This is a genomic window from Pseudomonas sp. 58 R 3 (genome assembly GCF_900006605.1).
GTDB lineage: Bacteria > Pseudomonadota > Gammaproteobacteria > Pseudomonadales > Pseudomonadaceae > Aquipseudomonas > Aquipseudomonas salomonii.
On record NZ_CVTT01000038.1, the window covers coordinates 566,413 to 587,020 of the forward strand.

Consider the following 20,608-nt stretch of genomic DNA (forward strand, 5'->3'; position numbering starts at 1 on the left):
ACTTTTGCGAGAAGTCCTAGTCTATGTTTGCAAGCCTGATCGTTTAGTTATGCAAGCCTCCTGCGAGTACAACGAGGAGTGTTCATGCTAACCCAGGAAGAGGATCAGCAGCTGGTCGAGCGCGTTCAGCGTGGCGACAAGCGAGCATTTGATCTGCTAGTGCTGAAATACCAGCACAAAATTCTCGGGTTGATCGTGCGGTTTGTGCACGACACCCATGAAGCGCAGGACGTTGCACAGGAAGCCTTTATCAAGGCGTACCGTGCACTTGGCAATTTTCGCGGTGATAGTGCGTTTTATACGTGGCTCTACCGCATCGCCATTAACACGGCGAAGAACTATCTGGTGTCTCGCGGCCGCCGCCCACCGGACAGTGATGTAAGTTCAGAAGATGCAGAATTTTACGATGGTGATCACGGCCTCAAAGATCTCGAGTCGCCGGAACGTGCTTTGCTGCGCGACGAGATCGAGGGCACCGTTCATCGCACTATTCAGCAACTGCCAGAAGATTTGCGTACGGCGTTAACTTTACGTGAATTCGATGGTCTCAGTTACGAAGACATTGCGAGCGTCATGCAATGTCCGGTGGGGACTGTAAGGTCACGGATTTTCCGGGCCCGGGAAGCCATCGACAAAGCCTTGCAACCGTTGTTGCAGGAAAACTAAAGACAGCGGCGACAGCCAAGAGAGGAACCGCCATGAGTCGTGATGCCCTGCAGGAATCGCTGTCCGCAGTGATGGATAACGAAGCGGATGAACTGGAACTTCGTCGAGTGCTCAATGCATTTGATGATGCCGAAACCCGTGATACCTGGTCTCGTTACCAAGTCGCTCGGGCGGTGATGCACAAGGATCTACTAATCCCTCGTCTGGATATTGCTGCGGCCGTTTCTGCCGCGTTGGCCGATGAAGCCGTTCCGGCGAAAGCTGCTCGTGGTCCATGGCGTAGCCTGGGTCGCTTGGCAGTAGCAGCCTCGGTGACTGTTGCCGTGTTGGCCGGTGTTCGCCTGTACAACCAGGACGAAATCGCCGGTGCCGAACTGGCCCAGCAGACTCAGCAACCGGTCATGGCCGGTCCGCAAGTCAAAGGCCCGGCGGTACTGGCCGGCTACAAGGAAAGCTCTGATGCCACTGGCCCTATGGCCAACGGTGTACTTCAAGGGCAATCCGGCTGGCAGGACCAGCGTCTTCCAGGCTACCTGCGCCAACATGCACAGGAATCTGCTTTGAAAGGCACTGAAAGCGCTCTGCCATACGCTCGTGCAGCCAGCCTGGAAAACCGCTAAACCGCTAAGGGGCCCTATGCGCGCCATACCGCTCCTTACGCTTTTGCTCAGTGGTTGTTTTGCACTATCCGCCCATGCCGACGAAGCCCAAGACTGGCTGACTCGACTTGGGCGTGCAGAGCAGCAGCAAAGCTTTGCAGGTACGTTCGTCTACGAGCGTAACGGCAACTTTTCTACCCATGACATCTGGCATCGCGTCCAGGACGGTCACGTCCGTGAGCGGCTGTTGCAGCTCGATGGCTCTGCCCAGGAACTGGTGCGGGTAGACGGTCGTACCCAATGTGTCAGTGGCACCTTGGTCGCCGGCCTTGGCAATTCGCCTGATGCGCCTTCGCGCGCTCTGGATCCGCAAAAACTAACTCAATTCTACGCACTGGCCGTCATTGGCAAATCTCGCGTGGCCGGTCGAAATGCGGTGATTGTGTCGATTACTCCCCGTGATCAATACCGATATGGCTTTGAGTTGCACCTGGATCGTGAAACCGCGCTGCCGCTGAAATCCCTGTTACTCAATGAGCAGGGCCAGTTGTTGGAGCGCTTCCAGTTCACTCGACTGAACACCTCGGCTGCGCCGTCAGATCGTGACTTACAGCCCAGCAGCGAATGCTCACCTGTTGCTGTTTCCAGCACCAAAGCACCCGAGGTACCTGCTACGCACGCTTGGCATCTGGACTGGTTGCCTCCCGGTTTTCAGCTCACCAGCAGCGTCTCGCGAAAAGATACTCAGACCCACGCTACGGTCGACAGTCTGATGTATGACGACGGACTTGCACGTTTCTCAGTATTTCTTGAGTCCACCGACGGTGCGAGTGTGAGCGAAACTCGTACGCAACTTGGCCCAACGGTCGCCGTGTCGCGTCGTCTGAACACGGTCGATGGCGAAGTCATGGTGACGGTTGTCGGCGAAATTCCCATCGGCACTGCCGAACGCATCGCGCTGTCGGTGCGCGGCGAAAAGACCGCCGCCAAGCCATGAGTCGTTAATCCTATGTTCATCCTGACCTTTCAATGTGAGCCTTTGCGTGGTTGGGGGCTGAGAGCATGAAATTTCTGGATCAGTATTTTCACTTGCAAAAAATCCCCATGTTTTTTATAGGTCAGAGCTTGTCGGCTCTGACCTTATTTTGTTCGCGGAACAAAAATGCCGGTCGAAGTTTTCGGCGTTTCTTGAACCCTGTCGCTCAACCCTGCTCGTCGTAATGGGAGCTGTATGTCGATACCACGTTTGAAGTCTTACCTAACCCTAGTCGCCACGGTATTGGTGCTGGGTCAGGCAGTGTCCGCGCAAGCGGTCGAGCTGCCTGACTTCACCCAACTGGTGGAGCAGGCCTCGCCTGCCGTGGTGAACATCAGTACCACGCAGAAGCTGCCGGATCGCAAAGTCTCGAACCAGCAGATGCCTGACCTGGAAGGCCTGCCGCCCATGCTGCGCGAGTTCTTCGAGCGCGGTATGCCGCAACAACGTTCCCCGCGTGGCGGCGGTGGCGGTCAGCGCGAGGCGCAGTCCCTGGGCTCGGGCTTCATCATTTCGCCTGACGGTTACATCCTCACTAACAATCATGTGATTGCCGACGCTGACGAAATTCTCGTGCGCCTGGCCGACCGCAGTGAGTTGAAAGCCAAGCTGGTGGGCACCGACCCACGCTCCGACGTGGCTTTGCTGAAAATCGAAGGCAAAGACCTGCCTGTGCTGAAGCTGGGTAAATCCCAGGACCTGAAAGCCGGGCAGTGGGTGGTCGCGATCGGTTCGCCGTTCGGCTTCGACCATACCGTGACCCAGGGCATCGTCAGCGCCATCGGCCGCAGCCTGCCAAACGAAAACTACGTGCCGTTCATCCAGACCGACGTGCCGATCAATCCGGGTAACTCCGGCGGTCCGCTGTTTAACCTCGCGGGCGAAGTGGTGGGGATCAACTCGCAGATCTACACCCGCTCCGGTGGCTTCATGGGCGTGTCCTTTGCCATCCCGATCGACGTGGCCATGGACGTTTCCAACCAACTCAAAAGCGGTGGCAAGGTCAGCCGTGGCTGGTTGGGTGTGGTGATCCAGGAAGTGAACAAAGACCTGGCTGAATCGTTCGGCCTCGACAAGCCGGCCGGTGCCCTGGTCGCGCAGATCCAGGACGACGGCCCTGCTGCCAAAGGCGGCCTGCAAGTGGGCGATGTGATCCTGAGCATGAATGGCCAGCCGATCATCATGTCCGCCGACCTGCCACATCTGGTGGGTGCCTTGAAAGCCGGCAGCAAAGCCAAGCTGGAAGTGATCCGTGACGGCAAGCGCCAGACCGTTGAGCTGACCGTCGGCGCGATCCCGGAAGAGGGTGCAACCCTGGATGCGCTGGGCAACGCCAAACCCGGCGCTGAACGCAGCAGCAATCGCTTGGGCATTGCCGTGGTTGAATTGACCGACGAGCAGAAGAAGAGCTTCGACCTCAAGAGCGGTGTTGTGATCAAAGAAGTCCAGGACGGCCCAGCCGCCCTGATCGGCCTGCAGCCGGGCGACGTGATCACCCACCTGAACAACCAGGCGATCAACTCCACCAAGGAGTTCACCGACATCGCCAAAGCGTTGCCGAAGAATCGCTCGGTGTCGATGCGCGTGCTGCGTCAGGGGCGTGCAAGTTTCATCACCTTCAAGCTGGCCGAGTAATCCGCTAGCTCAATAAAAAGCCCCGCTGTCGGTTAACGAAAGCGGGGCTTTTTTGTGGGCGATGGTTTTAGCTCATCATCCCTTTCACCAGGCGTTCCTGTTCGATCAGCTCACGCTGGCGCGCGTCGATGCGCGAGGACAGTGGGAAGTTGTTGCCGGCCCGACGCTTGGCAAAGTCCAGTTGCTGAATAGCCTGCTTGAAGTCACCCACCAGTGCAAAGTACTCGGCACGCGCCTGATGCAGGCCAATGATATTGCCGGACAGGCCGCGAGTCTCTGCCACCTGGTACCACACATCCGGATCATCGGGACGCGACTTGAGCAACCCATCCAAGGCTTTTTCAGCATCGGCCGTACGGTTCTGCTTGAGCAGCACATCAATGCGTATCTGATTCAGCGGGTAGCTGCCGGGGTACTGGGCCAGCATCCGATCAGTACGTTGCTGGGCATCCGGCAGGTGGTTGCTGTCGATATCCAGCTCGATCTGCGCCAGGTTGTAAGTAATGTCGTTGGGCGCCTTGGCCAGCAGCGGCTGCAAGCTTTCCCGCGCCTCTTTGAACTGGGTACCCTTGATCTGCGCGATGGCCAGCCCGTAACGGGCTACATCGTTTTTCGGGTTCTCGTCCAATTGTGCCTGGAAACGCTTGGCGGCCAGCCCCGGCGTGTCTTCGTATTGCAACTGCACCCGTGCGCGAATCAACTGGTAGCGCAAGCTGTCTTCCTTACCGCCCTGCTTGGCTTGCTCGGCACGGTTGCGGGTGTCGGCAATCCGCGATTCGGTCACCGGGTGAGTCAGCAAAAATTCCGGTGGCTTGGCATCGAAACGGTATTGGCGCATCAGGCGTTCGAACATGGTCGGCATGGAGCGTGGGTCGTAACCGGCTTTTTCCAGATTAAGAATGCCGATGCGGTCAGCCTCTTGTTCGTTCTGGCGGGAAAACCTGCGCTGCTCCTGGATCGCTGCCGCCTGGCTGCCCGCAATTGCGGCAATGCCGGCATCGCCCGCACCCGCTGCCGCCGCGATAATGCCGCCGAGCAGGGCGGCCATCATCGGGATCTGCATGCGCGACTGCGCTTCCACACCTCGCGCAAAGTGGCGTTGGGACAAGTGAGCCAATTCGTGAGCGAGTACCGAGGCATATTCGCCTTCGGTCTGGGCATTCAGAAACAGGCCACCGTTAACCCCGACAATCCCGCCGGGTGCGGCAAAGGCGTTGAGTTGCGGGCTGTCGATGAGGATGAACTCCAGGCGCCGGTCATTCACCTGGCTGGTCTCCACCAGCTTGTACACGCTGGTTTCGACGTAATCCTTGAGCTGCGGGTCATTGAGCTGCGAGACCTGGCCCCGCAGGTAGGCCAGCCATGCGCGGCCCAGTTGGAATTCCTGTTGCGGCGAGACAATGGCAGAACTGGCGTCGCCGAGTGACGGCAGGTCGTCAGCGAAGGCCGGGGAGGCCAGCAGGCAAGCCAGCGTCAGCAGGGTAGGGCGCAAAAAAGTCATGCACAAAGCCTTTCGACAAAGAGCTTACTGTAGCCGGACACTGAGCTTCGGACCAGATATTCTAAGCAGCCCAAACGCATGCCTGGAGCAAACCGATGACCGACGCTGTAGCCTTTGACGCCGAACTCGATGCCAGTGGCCTCAATTGCCCGCTGCCCCTGCTCAAGGCCAAGCTGGAACTCAACCGCTTGGCCAGCGGTGCCGTGCTCAAGGTGATCGCCACGGACGCGGGCTCCCAGCGGGATTTTCGCACCTTTGCCAAACTGGCCGGGCACACCCTGCTGCACGAAGAAGATGCCGCCGGTGTGTACCGTTACTGGTTGCGCAAGGCCTGAACTGTTCGCCCCACCACCCGAGGTTGATTGATGTTCAAAGTGTTACGAGACTGGATTCAGCGCTATTTTTCCGATGAAGAAGCGGTGGTGCTGGCCGTCCTGCTGTTTCTGGCCTTTACCGCCGTGCTCACCTTGGGCGGCATGCTGGCGCCGGTACTGGCGGGCATGGTGCTGGCGTACCTGATGCAAGGCCTGGTCACTACCCTGGAGCGTCTGCGTTTGCCTGGCGGTGTGGCGGTTGGGCTGGTGTTTGCCCTGTTCATGGGGCTGTTGGTGGTGTTTATCGTCGTGGTGCTGCCATTGCTGTGGCATCAGTTGATCACCTTGTTCAACGAGTTGCCGGGCATGCTCGCCAAGTGGCAATCGCTGTTGCTGCTGTTGCCGGAGCGTTATCCGCACCTGGTGTCGGATGAGCAGGTGTTGCAGGCCATTGAAGTGGCGCGCGGCGAAATCGGAAAATTCGGGCAATGGGCGCTGACTTTTTCCCTGTCCAGCCTGCCGCTCCTGGTCAACATCATGATCTACCTTGTGCTGGTGCCGATCCTGGTGTTTTTCTTCCTCAAGGACCGCGCAATGATCGGCCGCTGGGTCAGCGGCTATCTGCCGCGTGAACGGGCGCTGATCACCCGAGTGGCCGAAGAAATGAACCGGCAGATTGCCAATTATATTCGCGGCAAAGTCATTGAGATTGTGATTTGTGGCGGCGTGACCTACATCGCGTTTGTCGCGCTCGGGCTGAACTACGCGGCGCTGCTGGCCTTGCTGGTGGGCGTATCGGTGGTGGTGCCGTATGTGGGCGCGGTGGTGGTGACCGTGCCGGTGATGTTGATCGCGTTGTTCCAGTGGGGCTGGAGCGATCAGTTCATCTACCTGATGGCGGTGTACGGGATTATCCAGACCCTGGATGGCAACGTATTGGTGCCGCTGCTGTTCTCTGAGGCCGTCAACCTGCACCCGGTGGCGATTATCTGCGCGGTGCTGTTGTTTGGAGGGCTGTGGGGGTTTTGGGGTGTGTTTTTTGCGATCCCGCTGGCGACGCTGTTCAAGGCCGTGCTGGATGCGTGGCCGCGGCAAGAGCCGGTGGTGGCGCCTTTGTTGTAAATACTTGGGGCGAACTAAAGGTTCGCCCCAATTATGCTTCAAGCCTTATTCAATGCCTGCGCCGCCGCCAGCACCGCATCCACATGGCCCGGCACTTTCACACCACGCCATTCCTGGCGCAGCACGCCATCCTTGTCGATCAGGAACGTGCTGCGGTCCACGCCCAGGTATTCCTTGCCGTACAGCTTCTTCAGCTTGATCACATCAAACAGCTGGCAAACCGCTTCATCCTTGTCGCTGATCAGCTCGAAGGGGAATTCCTGCTTGGCCTTGAAGTTCTCGTGGGACTTCACGCTGTCTCGCGACAGGCCAAACACTTCGGTGTTGGCGGCCTTGAACGCGGCGTACTGGTCACGAAAACCCTGGCCTTCGGTTGTGCAACCCGGGGTGCTGTCCTTCGGGTAGAAGTAGATCACCACTTGTCTGCCCTTGAGGGCTGCCAGGCTGAACGTCTGGCCGCTGGTGGCCTGGGCTTCGAAATCGGCCACGGGTTTGTCGATGGCTACCGGCATAGGTACTTCCTTACATTGGGTTCTGTGGGCGCCATGGCTCGATCAGAGCGTCGAGGTTCAGGGCATCGGCGAAATCCAGGAACTGGTCACGCAGCCAACTGATCTGCACGCCGGCCGGCAAGGTCACGGTGAACGTGGCGTTGAGCATGGTGCCGCCGGTTTGCGGGGCCTGGTAGGTGTCGCAGGTGAGGTTTTCCAGCTCGACGTTGTGGTCGATGAAAAACTGGCACAGCTCATTGACGATGTCCGAGCGGTAGGCCGAGCTGACATACGCCACGTAAGGCAGGGCCTGCGGGCGGTTTTCCAGGGCGGCGCTGCGCACCACGTTGACGGTGAAGTTGTGCTTCTTGGCCAGGCCCGGCAGGCCGGTTTCGAGGCGCGCCAGGGCGTCCCAACTGCCGGAGATCTGCAGCACCAACGCGCTGCACTCGCCGTGGCGGGTGAGGCGCGAGGTCACGACGGCGCAGCGGTTCTCATGGCTGGCGCGGCACAGGACGTTGGTCAGCTCCATGGGGTTGGCGCCGAGGGCACTGATAACAAGGAATTGTTCGCGAACTGTGGGGGTGGACATGCAGCCTTCCTAAAGCGATGAGCGGTCGATACCGTGTGGGCCGTATCGATCAAAGGATGAAGGGTAGCGAAAACCATCGCCAAGGGCTAGGAGGTGGCGTTTTCATTACGCGATCGGTCTGATTTCAGCGTGCTTCAAGCCGCGCTTTGGCCCAATGATGGCATTGCCCGTCGTTTAGTTGCCCCAGAACGCATCCTCAGGCGGTACTTCGCTTGTACAAGCATCTTGGCGCCAGTACCATTACGGCTCTCTTTTTCCGGCAGGAGCGGTTGCATGATTGCGGGCAGTATGGTGGCACTGGTCACACCCATGGATGCACAAGGTCATCTCGACTGGGACAGCCTTGGCAAACTGGTGGACTTCCACCTGCAAGAAGGCACCAACGCCATCGTGGCGGTCGGCACCACAGGTGAATCGGCCACCCTTGACGTGGAAGAACACATCCAGGTCATCGAATTCGTGGTCAAGCGCGTGGCGGGCCGCATTGCCGTAATCGCCGGCACAGGCGCCAACTCGACCCGTGAAGCGATCGAGCTGACCAGGAACGCCAAGAAAGCCGGCGCCGATGCCTGCCTGCTGGTAACCCCGTACTACAACAAGCCGACCCAGGAAGGCTTGTACCAGCATTTCAAGGCTATTGCCGAAGCCGTCGACATCCCGCAGATCCTCTACAACGTTCCTGGCCGCACGGCCTGCGACATGAAGGCCGAGACCGTGATTCGCCTGTCCACCGTGCCGAACATCATCGGCATCAAGGAAGCCACCGGCGACCTGCAGCGTGCCAAGGACATCCTGGCCGGCGTGAGCAGCGACTTCCTAGTGTATTCCGGTGACGACGCCACGGCGGTTGAGCTGATCCTGCTGGGTGGCAAAGGCAACATCTCGGTGACCGCCAACGTCGCGCCGCGCGCCATGAGCGACATGTGTGCTGCCGCCATCGCCGGTGACGCCGTAAAAGCCCGTGCGATCCACGAGCAACTGATGCCGCTCAACAAAACACTGTTTATCGAATCCAACCCTATCCCCGTGAAATGGGCGCTGTTTGAGATGGGCTTGATGCCGGACGGTATCCGTCTGCCGCTCACCCGGCTCAGCGAAGCCTGTCACGAACCGCTGCGACAGGCCCTGCGCCAGTCCGGCGTCCTGGTTTAATTGAGGAAGCACTACGCATGAAGCGATTGGCCGGACTTTCCGCACTTGCCTTGATTATCTCCAGCACCAGTGGCTGCGGTTGGGTATGGGGCCCGGAAGGTTACTTCCGTGACCGCGGCAGCGATTACCTGGAAGCACAAGCAACCAAACCGATGCAATTGCCGCCGGACGTCAACGTCGCCAAGCGCCTTGACCCGTTGCTGCCAATTCCGCGCAACGTCGCCGACGACACCACCAAGGGTGAGTACGTGGTGCCACGCCCGCAGCCGATCTCGGCCGTGGCGGACGCCAGCGACTACAGCCTGCAAAAGAGCGGCGACAACCGCTGGATCATGGCTCAGCGCCCTCCGGCTGAAGTCTGGCCGGTGGCGGTGCAGTTCTTCCAGGACAACGGTTTCAGCATTGATCAACAACGCCCGCAGACCGGTGAGTTCACCACGGCCTGGCAGCACGGCAGCGAACTGTCCGCCAGCATGGCCAAACGCCTGCAGGCGAGCGGTGTAGCGCCCGACAGCGAAGCCCGTGTGCGGGTGCGCATCGAGCCAGGCGTGCAGCGTAATACCAGTGAAGTCTACGTGGTCAGCGCCGAGCGTCCTGCCGGCAGCACTGCCAACGTCGACTTCACCCCGCGCTCGGTCAACATGGGTGTAGACGCCGCGTTGGTCGACGAGATGCTGGCCAGCATGAGCCGTATCTCCGAGAAGGGCGGTTCGGTTTCCCTGCTCGCCGCCGGTAACTTCGACACGCCTAACCGCGTCAGCCTCACCGAAGACGGCAGCGGCAACGTGGTGCTCACCCTGGGTGAAGACCTCGACCGTGCCTGGGCCAGTGTTGGCCGCGCGTTGGAGCAAGGTCCATGGCGCGTTGAAGACATCAACCGCAGCCTGGGCCTGTACTACATCAACGTAGCGGAAAAGGCCGAGAAGAAAGACGACGAACCAGGTTTCTTTGGCAAATTGTTCGGCAGCAAGCCGACCAAGGAAGAGATCGAAACCCGTGCCGAGCGCTACCAGGTTCGTTTGAGCAAGGTGGGCGAGAGCGTACAAGTGACCGTCGAGAAGAACATCAACACCGTTGCGCCGGCTGAAACAGCGCGCAAAGTGTTGGGCGTGATTCAGGACAACCTGGGCTGATCCGATGCGTTTTGCCGTTCTCGGCAGCGGTAGCCAAGGGAACGGCACGCTGGTCGCACATGACGACACGTATGTGCTGGTGGATTGTGGTTTCTCGTTAAAAGAAACCGAGCGGCGCCTGCTGCGCCTGGGGGTTCACCCCGCGCAGCTGAGCGCAATTGTGGTGACCCACGAACATGCCGACCACGTGCATGGCGTGGGTTTGCTGTCTCGGCGCTACAATCTTCCGGTGTACCTGAGTCGCGGCACCTTGCGCGGGATGCGCAAACCCATAGAACCCGCAGGTTTACTGGCCGGTGGCGAGACGCTGCAGGTCGGTGCGTTGAGCATCGACGTAGTTGCCGTGGCGCACGACGCCCAGGAACCGACGCAGTATGTATTCAGTGGCGGCCAGCGGCGTTTCGGCGTGCTCACCGACCTGGGCTCTTACTGCTCCAGGGTACTGGATGGTTACCGTGACCTCGATGCCTTGATGATCGAGTCCAACCACTGCCGCGACCTGCTGGCACGTGGTCATTACCCCTACTTTCTCAAGCAGCGGGTAGGCGGCGAACTGGGACATTTGAACAACCACCAGGCGGCGTACCTGGTGTATGAGTTGGGCTGGCAAGACTTGCAACACCTGGTCCTGGCCCACCTGAGCAGCAAGAACAACCTGCCTGCGCTTGCGCGGCAATGTTTTGTCGACACCCTCGGGTGCGACCCGGACTGGCTGCAACTGGCCGATCAAGATTCAGGGCTCGATTGGCGACACATCGCCTAGCCCACCATTTAGCAAGCGGAGCCCATCATGGAAAAACGTGAAGAACTCTACCGCGGCAAAGCCAAGTCGGTATACAAGACCGACGACGCCAACCGCCTGATCCTGCTGTTTCGCAACGACACCTCGGCGTTCGACGGCAAGCGCATCGAACAGCTCGATCGCAAAGGCATGGTGAACAACAAGTTCAACGCCTTCATCATGCAAAAGCTCGAAGCGGCCGGCGTTCCGACCCAATTCGACAAACTGCTGGGCGACAACGAGTGCCTGGTCAAGAAGCTCGACATGATCCCGGTCGAATGCGTCGTGCGTAACTACGCCGCCGGCAGCCTGGTCAAGCGCCTGGGCGTGGAAGAGGGCCTCAAGCTCAATCCTTACACGTTCGAGCTGTTCCTGAAGGACGACGCCAAGGGCGACCCGTTCATCAACGAATCCCACGTCGTGGCATTCGGCTGGGGCACCGCTGAGCAACTGGTACGCATGAAGGAGTTGTCCCTCAAGGTCAACGACGTGCTGAGCAAACTGTTCGACGACGCAGGCCTGTTGCTGGTCGACTTTAAACTCGAATTCGGCGTGTTCCACGACGGCACCATCGTCCTGGGCGACGAATTCAGCCCGGACGGCTGCCGCCTGTGGGACAAAGCCACCAAGAAGAAGATGGACAAAGACCGCTTCCGCCAAGGCCTCGGTGACGTCATCGAAGCCTACGAAGAAGTCGCCAATCGTCTGGGCGTACCGCTGTAATCGACGCAAGCATCTGATAGCACGGAAAAAAATCGCTTTTTTGGTTTGCTTTCGCCAAACACACTGTTATGATGCGCGCCGTTGGAGAGATGCCAGAGTGGCCGAATGGGACGGATTCGAAATCCGTTGTACCTTCACCGGTACCTAGGGTTCGAATCCCTATCTCTCCGCCATTATTGAATAACGAAAAACCCCCGATAACTTAATTGTTGTTGGGGGTTTTTTGTTTGGGGCAGAAATGTCGAGGCGATTTCTGCTACGGTCATTCATCAGGTGACACGTGGGGCGCAACATGAACGTTGAGCAAGTGTTGGCTCACTTATTGGTCGGTATTCCTGATCTGATCGCGGTTTATATCTTTGGCAGTCAGGCGACAGGCGAGGCACATGCTGACAGCGATCTGGACTTGGCAGTGCTTGCTGCGGGCTCTGTTGACCCGCTGCTGTTGTGGCGGTTAGCTGGAGAGCTTGCTGACATCGTGGCAGTGCCCGTCGATCTACTCGACCTGCGTGCGGCGTCCACCGTCATGCAATATCAAGTCATAACAACAGGGCGCAGGCTCTGGAACAAGGACAGCCAGGCAGGTATTTTCGAGAGTTACATCCTCAGCGAAAAAACCGAGCTGGACACTGCAAGGGCAGGGTTGCTGGCCGATATCCAGAAGGAAGGGAAAGTACATGGTCGATGATGTGCTCTTCAACAAAGCGTCGAGCATTGAGCGTTGTGTCGCTCGCGCTCGCGGGGAATACGACAAGGCCCCCGCCAGTTTCGCTACTGACTTCACCCGTCAGGATGCGGCGATTCTTAATATTCTACGTGCGTGTGAGGCCGCTCTGGATATGGGACAGCATCTAATTCGACGTGAACGACTGGGTGTTCCTCAGGGTGCTCGAGACGTGTTTGAGTTGCTGTCACGAGGCGGTTGGGTCCAATCGTCTCTGCTGACCAACCTGAAAAACATGGTCGGTTTCCGCAATATCGCAGTGCATGAGTATCAAACGCTTCAGTTGCCGATCACTGTTGCAATCATCACTCAGCATTTAGGTGATTTTCTGGCATTTAGCGCATTTATCCTGACTAAGGATGCAGGGCAGTCAGCGGTTGTCGCAGATACTGGGTTCATTTGAACGAGCTTGACTTGGTCCCCCTGGGCTTTCTGTCCAAGCGCAATATTGCGAAGGATGTCAGATCTACTGCTAGCTCAAACGCTCGCCCGCTTTACGATAAGCCTGTTCACGCTCTCGTTTATCAATGGCCACCACCACCACTGTGATTTCCTGATCGATCACCTGATAAACTAGCCTGTAACCGCTGCTGCGTAGCTTGATTTTGTAGCAGTCGGGCAGGTCATGCAGGCGATTGGCTTCAATGCGTGGGTTGTTCAGGATTTCCACCAGCTTCTTCTTGAGCTGCTGACGAATGGTGTCGCCGAGCTTTTGCCACTCCTTCAATGCACGCGCATCGAAATCAAGGCTATAGGTCATCTATAGAAACCTTTACCCGTTGAGGCGATGCCAATCGTTCCCGGACGGTGGCCATCAACGCTTCATCTTCCTCTGTCATCAGAACGGGCTTGAAAGGTAGCTGGCCGCGGTCCGCCACATATTGCAGGGCCTGGCGCATCAGTTCGGAAGGCGTAACGCCGAGCTTTTCCAGTTCGAGATAGGCGCGCGCTTTCAGGTCGTCATCGATACGGATGCTTATAGTCGCCATGGGAAAGATGCTCGTGTAATAACAATGGTCATTACAGTGGACCAGGAGAGGCCTATTGGCAAGTTTGTCGGGACGTATGGCGTTCGCATACTCCCTTGTCAGCGCATCACAATGTCCATGTGTCATAGAAGCTCCTCAGTACACAAGCGATCTTTTTTAGGCTAGCCCAGGGGCTTGAGTGCACAAGCTTCATTTTGGGAACACTCGTTACTGGGCATTTCCATAAGCGTGATTACCCGTGGCGTTGGCTCTGCAGCTCCCTCACGAGCTTGCACTGGTTGAGGCAGGACGCTAACCTTCCGCCGTCGCCCTCATGGCGACCGGTTTTGACAGACCGATATACAGGTGTACGACCTCCATACGATTACAGGCCTTTTCTGCTGTGACGTCGTTTTATGGCGGCTGTGCGTGGGGCATCTTCGGGTGCGCCGGGTCCTGTATACCGGTCTGTCAACCCGCGCATAGCTGCCACCTGATTCTGTTTGACAGCGGAATGTGACAGCTCCCATTGCATACAGGAGCTACAAAATGAACATGACCAACCCTGATTCTGATTCCGAGTTTCCCCCGCGCAAAATCTTCCACGTAGGCGCCGACGTCGGCACCGAAGAAGCCCTGGCCAACGCCTCCGAAATCCTCGCATCCGCCCTTCAAACCGCCTACCAATGCGCCGAAGACCCGGACAGCACGCAGTCACCCGTAATCATGGGCCTGGCGCAATTGATCGAGAATGCTCAGGCACTGGTGGACGCTGCACTTGAGCGTCATGTCCCAACGGATAAACCAGGCAACTAACCCAATACCCTGAAACAAAAAAAGCCTGCCGAGCTCAATGCTCAGCAGGCTTTTTAGTTGTTACCGAGTCGTATCAGCCAGGCTGCACCGCCAAGCTATTACTCACATTACGCCCCAACACCAGCACGGTCACAAACCCAAGCCCCACCAGCGCCGTGGCCAGGCTCAAGAGCATTGCGCTGCCCATCTGGTCGACGATCCGGCCGCCAAAGAACGAACCCAAGGCGATAATCACCTGAAACAGGGCAACGAACAGTGGCATGCCGCGTTCGACGTCTTTAGGCGCGACTACAAACATCCAGATACTCGCGCATGCCGGGAAGGCGCCAAAGGCGAAGCCCCAGAGTGCGATCAGCATTGCGGCGCCGGTCATGCCAGTGGCGAAGTGAGGGAATAGCGCGGTGCTGGTGCCGATCATCAGCGCGACCAGCAGCAGGGTGTGGCGCACGCTGCGGTTGGCGGCGAAACCGGCGAAGACGTTGCCCATCACGCCGGCCACGCCATACAGCAGCAACAGCGAACCGATGGTTGGGCCGTCGAAGCCGGAACTGTTTTTGAAGAACGGCGCGACATAGGTGTAGGCAGCAAAGTGCGCCAGGCCGATCAGCAGCACGGCGATCAAGCCGACCCGCGCTTGTGGGTTGATAAACAAGGCCGGCAGGTCACGGATCTGGATGGCTTTTTCCGGAGTGAGTCGCGGCAGCAGGAACACCTGCGCCAGCAGCACCGGCACGCCCACAATTGCGGTCACCAGGAAGGTCATGCGCCAGCCCATCAGGCCGCTGAGCCAGGTGCCGACGGGCACGCCCAGCACGGTGGCCAGGGTCACGCCCATCATGATGATCGAGGTAGCCTTCGCTACGCCCACGCCCTTGGGTGCCAAGCGGCCGCTGAGGGCAATCGCCGTGGCCCAGAAGCCGCCGATGCTGATGCCGAGCAGGACACGGCCGAACAGCAGCAGGCTGAAGTCGCTGGCGTAGGCCACTACGGTGTTGGCGATGATCATGATCAGCGTCAGGCCGATCAGCAGGTAACGACGGTCCATGCCACCAATGATGACTGACAGCAAAGGCGCGGCAAGGGCGGCCATGATGCCGGGCAGGGTCACCATCAGGCCGGCGTGACCGGCACTGATGCCCAGGTCGCTGGCGACGTCGTTGAGCACGCCCACTGGCAGAAACTCACTGGTTACCAGGGCGAAAGCGCCTACGGCAACCGAGAGAATCGCCAGCCACTGCTGTTTGACACTTTGTTGATTATGTTCGGGACGGCCGCTGTGGGCCTGGCTGGGGCTTGGCATGGTGTCGGTTCCAGAAGGAATGTCGCCTGAAGCCAGGCGAAGGGGAGGGAAAGTGGAGGCGATTATAGGAACCGGTGCTGGCAATCACACAGGCGCTCGTTTCGATAATAACCATCAGTGCAATCGATTCGACGCTCTGGGGCGGCCTTTATGGCCTGTGAGCCAGCTTGCTGTGGCGAGCAGGCTTGCCCTGCGTTGGGCTGCGTAGCGGCCCTGAAACCTGCCGCCGCGATCTTCCTCCAGGCACTGGGCGCCTGGGATGGGGCGGCTTCGCCGCCCAACGCAGGGCAAGCCTGCTCGCCACAACGAGCCTGTTTGCCACACCAAACCGGCTCGCCACAGTGACAGTGTTTACGGTTGAGCGGCGGTCTCTGCGGGCGTATGGGTGCTCTGCGCGGTCATCTGGTCATGGAGTTTCCTGGCCACACCCAAACGCGAGAGCTTGGTCAAAATACAAAAAACCGCAAATATCGACAGGCAGGCGATGAACAGCAAAAAGCCTTTTTGCTCTTTCAATCCGGTTTTTACGTTTTCAGCGTAGGTGGGCGAAAGAAACAGCGTGCAAATAGTATTGATGGTGCCTTCAGAGAAGTCCTCGTTATAAAACTTTTCCAGCGCCGTCGGTGATTTGCATTCGTCGACAGACAGCGTTTCACTGGGCAAGAAATGGAATTTGGCGTTGTTTTCCGACAGATAGAAAGACGGCACATCCGCGGCTTTTTTCAACGACACCATCAGGTAGCTGGAGTCAGCCAATGGCGGCGTAATGCTGATAATCGCCAGGAAGAAGATGCCCAACCCCAAAAACCCATTACGTTTGAAGGGTGTGATCATTGCCTCTTTAAGCGATAACTGAGTGAAGTCTTTCCAGTCAATGTACTTTCTGATCCTGGCCACATCGTTGTAACTGAAGTTGTTGTCAGTGATCCATTTATCCGCCTGCCGCGCGTGTTCCAGGTTTTGCGCGGGGATATTGAATTCGAACCGATAATATTCAACTTCGCGCAGGTCTTTGCGGGTGGCTTCATATTTTGGGTTTTCAAACGTGGTCGAGCCACCGAAGAACCGCCACATCAAGTCACGCAGAAATATCAGCGAGCCCGAGCGTGAGTAGATATATAAAACCAGCGCACATATTGCCAGGCCACTGAGCAGCCCGACGATGGCGGCGTAGTTTTGGAATGTCCATGTGACGATATTGTCGTTGAGTGCAGGTTGGGACATGCAGGGTCATCCTTGAAGGGTTAGTAGAGCGGCGCGCAGGCGAAGTTGCCGTGACCGGCCGGGCGGAAATCTAATAAAAACAAGGCGACTTTTCAAATATTATCATTGTGTGAATATCGATCTGGGCGGGTACTACATAGCACTGGAATCTTTCTTACATCTTTTAAAAACAAAGGCTACAGCCAGTTCGTTGCGAACGGATATTTAACTCACTATCTTCTGACGACGAGTCGTTCACTCGTAGGGTTTCCCTCAAACGCAAAGGAAATGCACCATGAGCAAAAACACAAAAAAGACCTCCAGCACGATGGCGACGTTGGCCGCCGAAACCTTGAATAATCCAAACGCCTCGGCCATCGCCAAAAGCCTGGCCGCGTCGGCGCTGTCCCAGACCGGTACGGATAAGCAGACGAGCGCACACATGGAGGAGAAAGCCGGCAAAGCCCTTCAAAGCGATAAATACAGTGAGGACACCAAGTCCCTGGCGGCATCGGTCCTCTCTCAAGCCAACAAAGAGCGTGGCAGCTGAATCATAAACACCGCATAAAAACGCCCCGTCGCTGAATCAGCGGCGGGGCTTCTTCGTTTCCCGATCAGTAAAAATTATTCGTCCCTCACCGAATAACTTTCGCCACTGCGGTGTTCACTCCACAGACCACCCAGGAAACGTCCATGAACACAGCATCCGATCGCTATGACCGCCTCACTCGCAGCTTCCACTGGCTGACCGCCGCCGTGGTGATTTTCATGTTTGCCAGTGCGCATATCTGGGAAAACCTGGAGAAGGGCACGCCGCTGCGCAAGGGCCTGCAATCGGTGCATATTTCGTTAGGTATCGCCATGGCGCTGCTGGTTGTCGCGCGGATTCTGTGGCGTGTGTTCGGCGGCACTCGGCCCAAGGCCGACAGTCACCCGGCGCTTAACCTGCTGGCGAAATTGGCGCATGGTTGCCTGTACCTGTTGCTGGTGTCGCAGATTATGTTGGGCTTCCTGTTTCGCTGGGCTCAAGGCGAGCCTTTCAATTTTTTCGGACTGTTTACCGTGCCCGCGCCTTTTGTGATCGATCATGCCTGGCGGGGCACCTTGGGCGGCCTGCATAACAATGTGGCCTGGGCGATTATCCTGCTGGCGGGCGTGCATGCCGTGGCTGCGCTCTGGCATCACTACGTGCTGGGCGACAGCACCTTACGCCGCATGCTGCCGGGTTCACGCAATGCGCTTTAACAGTGATGTTTCCTCCCTATCGTTACGGAGTAAGACAACCATGAAGGCTCGCCACCAACACCCCGTCACCTACCGCACCGCGCTGTTCTTCGGCGCTTGCCTGGCCGCCGCTTTACTCGCAGGCCAGGCCCACGCCTCCGGCGATGAGTCGGCCCCACCCAAGCCCAACTGCCCCAAAGGCCAGGTTTGGGACACCAAGACCGGCAAGTGCGTGCTGCAAACCAGCAAGGCCACCTCCGATGCCGATCGCACCGATTACGCCTACCGCCTGGCCGAGGACGGGCGCTTTGATGAGGCGCTGGCCTTGCTCGACACCCTGCAAAATCCCAACACCGCCAAGGCCCTCAACTATCGCGGCTACGCCACGCGCAAGCTGGGGCGCACCGATGAAGGCATCGGTTATTACCTGAAGTCGGTCGCTCTCGACCCCAACTACGCACAGGTTCGCGAGTACCTGGGCGAGGCCTATGTGATCAAGGGCCGGGTCGACCTTGCGCAAGAGCAACTGGTGAAAATCAAAGCCTTGTGCAGTACCACCTGCGAAGAATACGAAGACCTGGCCGCAGCCATCGCCGCAGCGCCACAGGCTTGAATGCCATGAGTCCATCGGCAGGAGGCAGCCATCGTTCGGGACGCTGAGTTTCGCCGCGAGTTGGGCCAGTTGTTGCCAAGGTTATGGCGATACGGGTGGGTGTTGTCGCGACAAAAGCACCTGGCCGAAGACCTGGTGCAAGCCACCTGCGTCAGGGCCTTGGAGCGTGCCGGGCAATTTGTGGCCGGCACGCGCCTGGATCGTTGGTTGCTGGCGATCATGCATTCGATCTGGCTCAACGAACTGCGCTCGCAACGGGTGCGCCAGGGGCAGGGGTTTGTCGATGCCGAACAGGCATTGTCGTTTGATGGTGAAAGCCAGGCACAGGAGCAAATCCTCGCTGCGCAGGTGATCAAGCGCGTTAACGGCTTGCCCGAAGCGCAGCGTGAAACGGTGTTTCTGGCGTATGTCGAAGGGCTTTCATACAAGGAAATTGCCGAAATCCTGCAGATACCTATCGGCACGGTGATGAGCCGGCTGGCCGCTGCTCGCATTAAGCTTGCCGAAGCCGCCTCCCCGACAGCCCAGCAGGATAAAGCCAACGGAGAACGGCGATGAGCCATACCGATACACCGTCCGATGAGCAGCTAGTGGCTTATCTGGATGGCGAACTGAGCACCGACCACCATCAACGGATCGCCGACCAGGCCAGCGTTGACCCGGCGCTTGCCGCACGCCTGGACACATTGCGCTGCGCCGACTTGCCGTTCAAGGCTGCCTTCGACACGGTGCTGGAACACGCCCCGACTGAACGCCTGCACGCCATGCTCAACGCCTTGCCACCGGCACCGCCCCAAGCCTGGAGCCGTCGGCGTTTTCTTGCCGTGGCCGCGAGCTTCGCGGTGGCCGGCGTGGCGGCCGATCGCCTGTTCATGGGGTGGCAGCGTGCTGAATCCGGCCAGGGCTGGCGAGCCTCGGTGGCCGAATACATGGCCTTGTACACGCCACAGACTCTGGAAAACCTCAGCTTGGATGCGGCCTCTCACACGGCCCAGTTGACCTCTGTGGGCGCACAATTGGGTGTGTCGTTATCGCCTGAGTCCGTGAGCCTGCCCGGCGCCGAATTCCGACGGGCGCAGATCCTCGACTATGACGGCGTGTTGATCGGCCAACTCACCTACCTCGATCCACGCCACGGCCCTTTGGCACTGTGCATTACCGCCAGTAAAAAGGGCCTGCAGCCGCTGGCCAGCGAGCAGCGCCGAGGCCTGAACGTGGTGTATTGGGCCAATCCTGCCCATGCTTTCATGCTGATTGGGCGAAACCCCGTGGAGGATTTGCAGCACATGGCCAGTGGCGTCGAACGGCGCTTGCTGGCTTGATCTCAGTGAGTCGTCGTTTGCCTGGAGACGCTGGTCAGTAGTGCGCAGGCGTTTTTTCGTAGCCCGCAGGTGTGGGCGCGCTAATTCAGCGTGGGTTCCTCCACACTCTCGATATTGGCTGCCACCCACTCTCCGTCAGGCCCTCTTACCAGGTCATAGGTGACACTTTGCCCCTCTCGCACCACCAACCCACTCTGGCGAGAGGGGGGGGGGGTGCGAAAGAAGATGTCCTGTTCATCGTAGGCAACTGCGCGGTGATGGGGTGCACTGCGGGTGACGTTGGCAGTCTGTGGAGTCTTTGTGGGCATGGCCGTCCTCCTGTTTCAGTGCAGTGCGCTATCTGTTTCGGGCGGGTTATGGCTGTATGCAAATCGCCATTCAAATCACTTGAACCTCTTCGGCTTGCATGCCTTTTTTTCTCCTGATGGCAACAAAAGTGACTTGTTGTCCTTCTTTTAATGTCTTGATACCGCCCGCTTGAGTAGTGCTGAAATCAACGAGAAGGTCGTCTCCACTCTGCGGTGTGATAAATCCAAAGTGCTTTTCGTCGTTGAACCACTTCACTGTTCCAGTTTGTCTATCGCCCATTTTATCTATCCCTCCAATCCAAAATTGCCCGCTTAAAGCCACCGATTTACCGGTAGCCGTATCTATAAGAAAAGGCCCAAACCGACTTCGAGTCAACGCTCTGCG

Annotated in this window: 26 protein-coding genes and 1 tRNA gene; 19 read left to right on the plus strand and 8 right to left on the minus strand. The window is 58.2% G+C overall.

The window, feature by feature from the left end; genetic code table 11:
- Positions 1 to 84 precede the first annotated feature (84 nt).
- From rpoE to BFP92_RS08385, 4 genes are all read left to right on the plus strand, one after another.
- Positions 85 to 666 carry an RNA polymerase sigma factor RpoE/AlgU gene (gene rpoE / locus BFP92_RS08370; protein ID WP_003172477.1) on the plus strand — a complete coding sequence of 194 codons (582 nt, stop codon included), beginning with the start codon at positions 85 to 87 and terminating at the stop codon, positions 664 to 666.
- A gap of 32 nt (positions 667 to 698) precedes the next feature.
- Positions 699 to 1,286, plus strand: a complete 588-nt coding sequence (locus BFP92_RS08375) for a sigma-E factor negative regulatory protein (protein ID WP_034096393.1) — start codon at positions 699 to 701, stop codon at positions 1,284 to 1,286.
- Between the two features lie 16 nt (positions 1,287 to 1,302).
- Positions 1,303 to 2,262, plus strand: coding sequence for a MucB/RseB C-terminal domain-containing protein (locus BFP92_RS08380; protein WP_065929114.1), 960 nt, complete (start codon positions 1,303 to 1,305; stop codon positions 2,260 to 2,262).
- Positions 2,263 to 2,496: 234 nt separating this feature from the next.
- On the plus strand, positions 2,497 to 3,936 hold the full coding sequence (locus tag BFP92_RS08385; protein ID WP_065929115.1) for a DegQ family serine endoprotease: 1,440 nt from the start codon (positions 2,497 to 2,499) through the stop codon (positions 3,934 to 3,936).
- Between the two features lie 67 nt (positions 3,937 to 4,003).
- On the opposite strand, the gene BFP92_RS08390 is transcribed toward BFP92_RS08385, so the two are convergent.
- On the minus strand, positions 4,004 to 5,437 hold the full coding sequence (locus BFP92_RS08390; protein ID WP_065929116.1) for a M48 family metalloprotease: 1,434 nt from the start codon (positions 5,435 to 5,437) through the stop codon (positions 4,004 to 4,006).
- 95 nt (positions 5,438 to 5,532) lie between these two features.
- Here BFP92_RS08390 and BFP92_RS08395 point away from each other — a divergent pair, with 95 nt between their 5' ends.
- Both BFP92_RS08395 and BFP92_RS08400 read left to right on the plus strand, forming a co-directional pair.
- Complete coding sequence (locus tag BFP92_RS08395; protein ID WP_010212198.1) at positions 5,533 to 5,772, plus strand: sulfurtransferase TusA family protein; 240 nt, start codon at positions 5,533 to 5,535, stop codon at positions 5,770 to 5,772.
- 30 nt (positions 5,773 to 5,802) lie between these two features.
- Complete coding sequence (locus tag BFP92_RS08400; RefSeq protein WP_017137334.1) at positions 5,803 to 6,873, plus strand: AI-2E family transporter; 1,071 nt, start codon at positions 5,803 to 5,805, stop codon at positions 6,871 to 6,873.
- 38 nt (positions 6,874 to 6,911) lie between these two features.
- On the opposite strand, the gene BFP92_RS08405 is transcribed toward BFP92_RS08400, so the two are convergent.
- Both BFP92_RS08405 and BFP92_RS08410 read right to left on the minus strand, forming a co-directional pair.
- The gene (locus BFP92_RS08405) at positions 6,912 to 7,385 is read right to left on the minus strand and encodes a peroxiredoxin (RefSeq protein ID WP_065929117.1); all 474 of its coding nucleotides are present in this window, start codon (positions 7,383 to 7,385) and stop codon (positions 6,912 to 6,914) included.
- A gap of 10 nt (positions 7,386 to 7,395) precedes the next feature.
- The gene (locus tag BFP92_RS08410) at positions 7,396 to 7,956 is read right to left on the minus strand and encodes a glycine cleavage system transcriptional repressor (RefSeq protein ID WP_017137336.1); all 561 of its coding nucleotides are present in this window, start codon (positions 7,954 to 7,956) and stop codon (positions 7,396 to 7,398) included.
- A gap of 273 nt (positions 7,957 to 8,229) precedes the next feature.
- Here BFP92_RS08410 and dapA point away from each other — a divergent pair, with 273 nt between their 5' ends.
- From dapA to BFP92_RS08445, 7 genes are all read left to right on the plus strand, one after another.
- A complete protein-coding gene (gene dapA / locus BFP92_RS08415) occupies positions 8,230 to 9,108 on the plus strand; it encodes a 4-hydroxy-tetrahydrodipicolinate synthase (protein ID WP_056857365.1) in 879 nt (292 codons plus the stop codon).
- A gap of 17 nt (positions 9,109 to 9,125) precedes the next feature.
- Entirely contained in the window at positions 9,126 to 10,241 is a 1,116-nt protein-coding gene (gene bamC, locus BFP92_RS08420) for an outer membrane protein assembly factor BamC (protein WP_065929118.1), read from the plus strand.
- A gap of 4 nt (positions 10,242 to 10,245) precedes the next feature.
- Entirely contained in the window at positions 10,246 to 11,004 is a 759-nt protein-coding gene (locus tag BFP92_RS08425; protein WP_065929119.1) for an MBL fold metallo-hydrolase, read from the plus strand.
- Positions 11,005 to 11,031: 27 nt separating this feature from the next.
- Entirely contained in the window at positions 11,032 to 11,745 is a 714-nt protein-coding gene (gene purC, locus BFP92_RS08430) for a phosphoribosylaminoimidazolesuccinocarboxamide synthase (protein WP_065929120.1), read from the plus strand.
- A gap of 83 nt (positions 11,746 to 11,828) precedes the next feature.
- Positions 11,829 to 11,918, plus strand: a tRNA-Ser gene (locus BFP92_RS08435).
- 119 nt (positions 11,919 to 12,037) lie between these two features.
- The gene (locus BFP92_RS08440; protein WP_065929121.1) at positions 12,038 to 12,433 is read left to right on the plus strand and encodes a type VII toxin-antitoxin system MntA family adenylyltransferase antitoxin; all 396 of its coding nucleotides are present in this window, start codon (positions 12,038 to 12,040) and stop codon (positions 12,431 to 12,433) included.
- Positions 12,423 to 12,872, plus strand: a complete 450-nt coding sequence (locus BFP92_RS08445) for a type VII toxin-antitoxin system HepT family RNase toxin (RefSeq protein ID WP_065929122.1) — start codon at positions 12,423 to 12,425, stop codon at positions 12,870 to 12,872. The genes BFP92_RS08440 and BFP92_RS08445 overlap by 11 nt, the downstream gene beginning before the upstream one ends.
- A 69-nt stretch (positions 12,873 to 12,941) precedes the next feature.
- On the opposite strand, the gene BFP92_RS08450 is transcribed toward BFP92_RS08445, so the two are convergent.
- Positions 12,942 to 13,229 carry a type II toxin-antitoxin system RelE family toxin gene (locus tag BFP92_RS08450; protein ID WP_065929123.1) on the minus strand — a complete coding sequence of 96 codons (288 nt, stop codon included), beginning with the start codon at positions 13,227 to 13,229 and terminating at the stop codon, positions 12,942 to 12,944.
- The gene (locus BFP92_RS08455) at positions 13,219 to 13,458 is read right to left on the minus strand and encodes a type II toxin-antitoxin system RelB/DinJ family antitoxin (protein ID WP_026013721.1); all 240 of its coding nucleotides are present in this window, start codon (positions 13,456 to 13,458) and stop codon (positions 13,219 to 13,221) included. The genes BFP92_RS08450 and BFP92_RS08455 overlap by 11 nt, the downstream gene beginning before the upstream one ends.
- Before the next feature lie 528 nt (positions 13,459 to 13,986).
- Between BFP92_RS08455 and BFP92_RS08460 the strand changes: the two genes are divergently transcribed.
- Positions 13,987 to 14,253 (plus strand): DUF6124 family protein, encoded by a 267-nt coding sequence (locus BFP92_RS08460; protein WP_065929124.1) that lies wholly within the window; start codon positions 13,987 to 13,989, stop codon positions 14,251 to 14,253.
- A 73-nt stretch (positions 14,254 to 14,326) separates the two neighbouring features.
- Here the strand turns inward: BFP92_RS08460 and BFP92_RS08465 are convergent, their stop codons facing one another.
- The gene (locus tag BFP92_RS08465; protein ID WP_065929125.1) at positions 14,327 to 15,553 is read right to left on the minus strand and encodes an MFS transporter; all 1,227 of its coding nucleotides are present in this window, start codon (positions 15,551 to 15,553) and stop codon (positions 14,327 to 14,329) included.
- A gap of 351 nt (positions 15,554 to 15,904) precedes the next feature.
- Positions 15,905 to 16,777 carry a DUF6216 family protein gene (locus tag BFP92_RS08470; RefSeq protein WP_065929126.1) on the minus strand — a complete coding sequence of 291 codons (873 nt, stop codon included), beginning with the start codon at positions 16,775 to 16,777 and terminating at the stop codon, positions 15,905 to 15,907.
- 274 nt (positions 16,778 to 17,051) lie between these two features.
- Between BFP92_RS08470 and BFP92_RS08475 the strand changes: the two genes are divergently transcribed.
- The 5 genes from BFP92_RS08475 (at position 17,052) to BFP92_RS08495 (ending at position 19,915) form a co-directional block, all read left to right on the plus strand.
- On the plus strand, positions 17,052 to 17,306 hold the full coding sequence (locus BFP92_RS08475) for a hypothetical protein (protein WP_065929127.1): 255 nt from the start codon (positions 17,052 to 17,054) through the stop codon (positions 17,304 to 17,306).
- A 143-nt stretch (positions 17,307 to 17,449) separates the two neighbouring features.
- A complete protein-coding gene (locus BFP92_RS08480) occupies positions 17,450 to 18,001 on the plus strand; it encodes a cytochrome b (protein WP_065929128.1) in 552 nt (183 codons plus the stop codon).
- Between the two features lie 40 nt (positions 18,002 to 18,041).
- The gene (locus tag BFP92_RS08485) at positions 18,042 to 18,593 is read left to right on the plus strand and encodes a tetratricopeptide repeat protein (RefSeq protein ID WP_065929129.1); all 552 of its coding nucleotides are present in this window, start codon (positions 18,042 to 18,044) and stop codon (positions 18,591 to 18,593) included.
- Between the two features lie 60 nt (positions 18,594 to 18,653).
- A complete protein-coding gene (locus BFP92_RS08490; protein WP_065929130.1) occupies positions 18,654 to 19,151 on the plus strand; it encodes an RNA polymerase sigma factor in 498 nt (165 codons plus the stop codon).
- On the plus strand, positions 19,148 to 19,915 hold the full coding sequence (locus BFP92_RS08495; RefSeq protein WP_065929131.1) for an anti-sigma factor family protein: 768 nt from the start codon (positions 19,148 to 19,150) through the stop codon (positions 19,913 to 19,915). The genes BFP92_RS08490 and BFP92_RS08495 overlap by 4 nt, the downstream gene beginning before the upstream one ends.
- A gap of 378 nt (positions 19,916 to 20,293) precedes the next feature.
- Here BFP92_RS08495 and BFP92_RS08505 read toward each other — a convergent pair whose 3' ends face one another.
- Positions 20,294 to 20,503, minus strand: a complete 210-nt coding sequence (locus BFP92_RS08505; RefSeq protein ID WP_065929133.1) for a cold-shock protein — start codon at positions 20,501 to 20,503, stop codon at positions 20,294 to 20,296.
- Positions 20,504 to 20,608 lie beyond the last annotated feature (105 nt).

Coding starts and splice junctions, on each gene's coding strand:
- rpoE (WP_003172477.1), top strand. CDS start 85: ATGCTAACCCAGGAAGAGGATCAGCAGCTGGTCGAGCGCGTTCAGCGT.
- BFP92_RS08375 (WP_034096393.1), top strand. CDS start 699: ATGAGTCGTGATGCCCTGCAGGAATCGCTGTCCGCAGTGATGGATAAC.
- BFP92_RS08380 (WP_065929114.1), top strand. CDS start 1,303: ATGCGCGCCATACCGCTCCTTACGCTTTTGCTCAGTGGTTGTTTTGCA.
- BFP92_RS08385 (WP_065929115.1), top strand. CDS start 2,497: ATGTCGATACCACGTTTGAAGTCTTACCTAACCCTAGTCGCCACGGTA.
- BFP92_RS08390 (WP_065929116.1), bottom strand. CDS start 5,437: ATGACTTTTTTGCGCCCTACCCTGCTGACGCTGGCTTGCCTGCTGGCC.
- BFP92_RS08395 (WP_010212198.1), top strand. CDS start 5,533: ATGACCGACGCTGTAGCCTTTGACGCCGAACTCGATGCCAGTGGCCTC.
- BFP92_RS08400 (WP_017137334.1), top strand. CDS start 5,803: ATGTTCAAAGTGTTACGAGACTGGATTCAGCGCTATTTTTCCGATGAA.
- BFP92_RS08405 (WP_065929117.1), bottom strand. CDS start 7,385: ATGCCGGTAGCCATCGACAAACCCGTGGCCGATTTCGAAGCCCAGGCC.
- BFP92_RS08410 (WP_017137336.1), bottom strand. CDS start 7,956: ATGTCCACCCCCACAGTTCGCGAACAATTCCTTGTTATCAGTGCCCTC.
- dapA (WP_056857365.1), top strand. CDS start 8,230: ATGATTGCGGGCAGTATGGTGGCACTGGTCACACCCATGGATGCACAA.
- bamC (WP_065929118.1), top strand. CDS start 9,126: ATGAAGCGATTGGCCGGACTTTCCGCACTTGCCTTGATTATCTCCAGC.
- BFP92_RS08425 (WP_065929119.1), top strand. CDS start 10,246: ATGCGTTTTGCCGTTCTCGGCAGCGGTAGCCAAGGGAACGGCACGCTG.
- purC (WP_065929120.1), top strand. CDS start 11,032: ATGGAAAAACGTGAAGAACTCTACCGCGGCAAAGCCAAGTCGGTATAC.
- BFP92_RS08440 (WP_065929121.1), top strand. CDS start 12,038: ATGAACGTTGAGCAAGTGTTGGCTCACTTATTGGTCGGTATTCCTGAT.
- BFP92_RS08445 (WP_065929122.1), top strand. CDS start 12,423: ATGGTCGATGATGTGCTCTTCAACAAAGCGTCGAGCATTGAGCGTTGT.
- BFP92_RS08450 (WP_065929123.1), bottom strand. CDS start 13,229: ATGACCTATAGCCTTGATTTCGATGCGCGTGCATTGAAGGAGTGGCAA.
- BFP92_RS08455 (WP_026013721.1), bottom strand. CDS start 13,458: ATGGCGACTATAAGCATCCGTATCGATGACGACCTGAAAGCGCGCGCC.
- BFP92_RS08460 (WP_065929124.1), top strand. CDS start 13,987: ATGAACATGACCAACCCTGATTCTGATTCCGAGTTTCCCCCGCGCAAA.
- BFP92_RS08465 (WP_065929125.1), bottom strand. CDS start 15,553: ATGCCAAGCCCCAGCCAGGCCCACAGCGGCCGTCCCGAACATAATCAA.
- BFP92_RS08470 (WP_065929126.1), bottom strand. CDS start 16,777: ATGTCCCAACCTGCACTCAACGACAATATCGTCACATGGACATTCCAA.
- BFP92_RS08475 (WP_065929127.1), top strand. CDS start 17,052: ATGAGCAAAAACACAAAAAAGACCTCCAGCACGATGGCGACGTTGGCC.
- BFP92_RS08480 (WP_065929128.1), top strand. CDS start 17,450: ATGAACACAGCATCCGATCGCTATGACCGCCTCACTCGCAGCTTCCAC.
- BFP92_RS08485 (WP_065929129.1), top strand. CDS start 18,042: ATGAAGGCTCGCCACCAACACCCCGTCACCTACCGCACCGCGCTGTTC.
- BFP92_RS08495 (WP_065929131.1), top strand. CDS start 19,148: ATGAGCCATACCGATACACCGTCCGATGAGCAGCTAGTGGCTTATCTG.
- BFP92_RS08505 (WP_065929133.1), bottom strand. CDS start 20,503: ATGGGCGATAGACAAACTGGAACAGTGAAGTGGTTCAACGACGAAAAG.